Source organism: Telluria sp. AZSoR62 (assembly GCF_058111565.1).
Genome location: NZ_JBYTST010000236.1, coordinates 1 through 298 on the forward strand (window position 1 = coordinate 1; position 298 = coordinate 298).

1 pseudogene is annotated in these 298 nt (G+C 62.1%); it reads right to left on the reverse strand.

The features are described from left to right. Positions 1 to 298: pseudogene (locus tag AC3XQU_RS23650) on the reverse strand (homoserine dehydrogenase); the annotation flags it as partial.

A 298-nucleotide genomic window follows, 5' to 3' on the forward strand; every position in this document is an offset into this window, starting at 1 on the left:
GGCCCTTCTCGCGCATTTCGGTGAGGATGAAGTTGCCGGTGCCGTTGATGATGCCGGCCACCCAGTTGATACGGTTGGCGGACAGGCCTTCACGGATCGCCTTGATCACCGGGATGCCACCGGCCACAGCCGCTTCGAACGCAACAATCACGCCCTTTTCGCGCGCCTTGGCGAAGATCTCGTTACCGTGCACGGCGATCAGCGCCTTGTTGGCGGTGACCACGTGCTTGCCGTTCTCGATGGCCTTGAGCACCAGCTCGCGGGCTACGGTGTAACCGCCAACCAGCTCGATGACGAT